The 425-nt window shown below is 65.9% G+C and carries 1 protein-coding gene; it reads right to left on the bottom strand.

Annotated features, from left to right (window positions below):
• The coding region (locus tag HWY05_RS38050) for a phosphoenolpyruvate carboxylase (protein WP_176061519.1) at positions 1-425 on the bottom strand (425 nt) is incomplete at both ends.

Consider the following 425-nt stretch of genomic DNA (forward strand, 5'->3'; position numbering starts at 1 on the left):
CGCGGCCGTGGAACAGGCGCAGCTTGATGCCGTGGGCACTGAACAGCTCGACCAGGGACAGCTCGGCGCGATACAGCTCCCAGTTCGAGGTCAGGAAGCCGCCGTCCTTGTTGCTGTCCGAGTAGCCGAGCATGACTTCCTGCTCGCCGCCCTGGTGGGCGACCAGCGCCTGCATGCCGGGCAGCGCGAAGTAGTCGCGCATGATCTCGGGCGCGTTCTGCAGGTCGGCGATGGTCTCGAACAGCGGGATCACCATCAGGCCGTGCCGGGCATGGCCGTGCGCGCCGAAGCTGCCTTCCAGCAGGCCGGTTTCCTTCTGCAGCAGCAGCACATCGACCATTTCCGATACCGTTTCCGTGTGCGAGATGATGTAGTTGCGCACCGCGCGCGGGCCGAACTTGGTACGGACCTCGCGGGCCTTCTCG

This window comes from Paraburkholderia sp. BCC1876 (assembly GCF_902833695.1).
Classification (GTDB): domain Bacteria; phylum Pseudomonadota; class Gammaproteobacteria; order Burkholderiales; family Burkholderiaceae; genus Paraburkholderia.